This is a genomic window from Ideonella sp. P3_A4 (assembly GCF_056403075.1).
On sequence record NZ_JBFUGE010000703.1, the window covers coordinates 1 to 2,897 of the forward strand.

Annotated in this window: 4 protein-coding genes and 1 pseudogene; 1 reads left to right on the forward strand and 4 read right to left on the reverse strand. The window is 58.5% G+C overall.

The window, feature by feature from the left end:
* A partial coding sequence (locus AC1DYI_RS31415; protein WP_477208036.1) for a hypothetical protein occupies positions 1-225 on the reverse strand: 225 nt, incomplete at its 3' end.
* Between the two features lie 71 nt (positions 226-296).
* Here AC1DYI_RS31415 and AC1DYI_RS31420 point away from each other — a divergent pair.
* Positions 297-689 carry a hypothetical protein gene (locus tag AC1DYI_RS31420; RefSeq protein WP_477208037.1) on the forward strand — a complete coding sequence of 131 codons (393 nt, stop codon included), beginning with the start codon at positions 297-299 and terminating at the stop codon, positions 687-689.
* A gap of 138 nt (positions 690-827) precedes the next feature.
* Here AC1DYI_RS31420 and AC1DYI_RS31425 read toward each other — a convergent pair whose 3' ends face one another.
* From AC1DYI_RS31425 to AC1DYI_RS31435, 3 genes and pseudogenes are all read right to left on the reverse strand, one after another.
* The gene (locus AC1DYI_RS31425) at positions 828-1,217 is read right to left on the reverse strand and encodes a hypothetical protein (protein ID WP_477208038.1); all 390 of its coding nucleotides are present in this window, start codon (positions 1,215-1,217) and stop codon (positions 828-830) included.
* A complete protein-coding gene (locus tag AC1DYI_RS31430) occupies positions 1,214-1,597 on the reverse strand; it encodes a hypothetical protein (protein ID WP_477208039.1) in 384 nt (127 codons plus the stop codon). Before AC1DYI_RS31430 ends, AC1DYI_RS31425 begins: the two co-directional genes overlap by 4 nt.
* Before the next feature lie 84 nt (positions 1,598-1,681).
* Positions 1,682-2,897, reverse strand: a pseudogene (locus tag AC1DYI_RS31435) (hypothetical protein); the annotation flags it as partial.

Sequence of the window (2,897 nt, forward strand, 5' to 3'; positions counted from 1 at the left end):
GGTGTCGACCTTGAACCACTCGCCAGCGTGGGAGTACTCGCAGCACTCAACCACCTGGCCACAGAGAACAGCGCCCTGCTTCTTGACCTGCACGTGCAGGCGTACGGCACGGCGCTCTTGCAGGCCCAGGCGAGCACACGCCAACGAGTACTGGAAATGAGAGAGCGGACCGCCTTGGACGGCGTTACCGAAACGGTGACAATGCGGCGCAATGGGAGCGGACATCGCGGGTTACCAAATGTGGAACGCCGCGGAGGTTACCAAAACCGTAACCCGCTAGGTAATCAGGAGCGCGAATGCTGGCCGAGATCCTTGAAGGCTTGACGAACGAGCAAAAGCATGCTCTCGACGAATTGGATATTCCAAAGTCGAGGCGATCGGAGTGGAAAAGCGGCCGTCGCAGGCCAACTGCTGCTCAAGCAAAAACACTGGCGATCGTCGCCGGAATTGACCCCGTACCGCTTCTGCAATGGCTTGCAGAGCAGGAGGCCACCCCCGCTCAGCGGGGCTTGTTTCGACTCGTCATGGAGCGAGCTGGATCCGCCATCTTGACCGTTATGTTTGCGGTCATTTTGTCCGGCGGTCTAAATCCGGAAAGTCGTGCTGCGACAAGCACTTACAGCGGTTTTGACGCTGCGAAACAGGATATACATTGTCGCGTATGTAGAGACGGCGGAGGGCCCATGTAAAGGTTCTCTTGTCGTTCCTGGCTGGCCCTGCAAACTGGACGGGCTTGGCCTGCCGACTTCGCCAAGCTAATCTTGCGAACCAACAGAGGTCTCTGTCTTCGCGAGCTCGCCAGCCGTTCTCCGTTCTGGAGTCGGGCTCTAAGGCCCTCGTTTGGGTAGCAGCTGCCTTAGCTGCTCAAGTGCTTCTAGCGGGGTAAGCAAGCCAAAAGCAACCACCATGACGGAGAGCGCGCTGAAGCCGGCAATCCCCGTTACGACTACCTGCTTGTAACGAAGCTGGAGCGATGCCGTCAGCCAAATCACGGCCAAGACGCCGAGCAAGAAGGCAAGCCACTGATACTGGGCATGCTCAGTAGCTAACCACCAGAGCGCGAAGACTGAAGCCAAGACCAGAACGGCTGGAATGACCACCCACCTCGTCGCTGTGCTGGACTCGACCCTCTGAAAGTAGTCGCCAGGGTTCAGCCCGTTGTTCTGAAAAAAGTCCGTGAGCTCCTGCGGCGTCCCCTCAGCCCCGCCGACCTTCACGGTTCTTGTCTCCTGCCGGTGACGATACGTTCGACGTCAATCTGAGCAGAACGGTCATCCCAGTGACTGGAGGCACCGTCTTTGATAACCACTGCTCGGTCCGGTTCTAGAACGATGCTTGTGCCCTTGAAGCTAATCGGACCCGGCCGGTTGTTGAAGGCCTTGAACCGTATCGCGTCAAACACCTGCACGTAGGTCATTAGTTCGATGTGGACGGTGTCGTGGTTTGGTTGCTCCCAGCCGAAGTAGAAGACAACTACGCCCCCTCCTTCAGCCACGGGCCACCCCTCACATCGGATGCCAATGCCAGGCTTCAGTCGGCGCGCCATGTGCCGCCTGACATTGTTCACATAGCTCTGAAGCAGCGAGTGCGAAAGCATGCGATTAGTGTAGTCCTCGACGGGTCACCAGCCGCACGACAGGTGCTGTCCGACCGCACCCGACAGTGCCGTTTGCCTCCACCGCTACCAGCGTAGGGCCTCCTTGGCAGCTCTTGCGTCAGCTGCCTCCGCCTCCCGATTCCACATGTCAGCGATGGCCGTGAGCATGTTTGCCGACCGAGGAAACTCAGGCATGGTGCGCGCCCAACCTTGCGCTTGCTCTGCCAGCGCCCGCTCCTGCTGGCCGCCCTCTCCCATCGCCTTGCTGTAGACGCCGCGCATGTTGAGTCGCTCAATGAGGACGGCTTGCTCGACCTTGTCGGATGACAATTCCTCCACGAGTTGTCGCACGGCCTTGTGCGGCCAAGCTTGGTCTTGTTCGTCAACCGGTGCGTGAGCCAGCAAGTGGCCAATGCGGGCATCAGTGATTGCGCTTCGGTCTACCTCAGCCGCACGTTTACGAACGTCATTGGTCCATGCCTGTAGCACTTCGAATTCGAGTCGGTCTTCAGCCTGACCTGGCAACACATTCAAGCCATTGAGCAGCTCATAGGCTGCAGTAGCAAGCTTTCGTTCCCCTTCTGACAAGATTGGTGCATCTCCGCTGGCTGGCTTGAACACTGTGCAGATTGTTGAGACAAAGAACTCCGGACTCTCGACGAGCATCCTGTGCAGAGTCAACGGCTGCTTGCGTCGGTGGAAGAAAGGCAGGTACACGAACTCCATGTGTGCCAAGTCCTCTCGCGTGATGTCGGGCCGCTTCCCAAGCTCCTCAAACATGTGCTCCACGTAGTACGAAATCATGGTCCCATTGCCGCCGCCATTAGAATTGATTTCTGGGACTGCCGCTCTCAACAGCTCTAGCATCGTTGGAGAGGTCACGTCCTTCAATCGCCGATGGGTCGCTTCTATTGCGGCAAGCGTGCGTCCGCAAGCGCGGTAGCGGCTTATGGCGTACTCCATCTCTTCTGTGGACCCGCGCAGGCCGAAGGAATGCTTTTGCCGCCAGTAAGCGTCATCCACATCGGCGCCGAAAGAAGCAACTAGGTCCCAGGTTGGCTTCGCGTCGTCTAACGCGAGGAGGAGCCGCGCTGTCGCGTCGGCTGCAAGGTGAAGTTCGCTTTGCAGGCGACGAACACGCTCTATCCACGATGCGCCAAAGGTCGCAAACCCTTGGGCGACAAGAACGGTGGCGAGAGACTTTGCTTCCCCATCCAGCGCAAGGAATTGCCTGACCAGAGACGACGCATCTTCCTCTCCAAGCCCAAGTTGGGACAGCGACTCGGCCATCTGCACTGGC

What these genes read in the sequence shown, in the direction of transcription:
- AC1DYI_RS31420 (WP_477208037.1), top strand. Translation starts at nt 297, where the DNA reads ATGCTGGCCGAGATCCTTGAAGGCTTGACGAACGAGCAAAAGCATGCT.
- AC1DYI_RS31430 (WP_477208039.1), bottom strand. Translation starts at nt 1,597, where the DNA reads ATGCTTTCGCACTCGCTGCTTCAGAGCTATGTGAACAATGTCAGGCGG.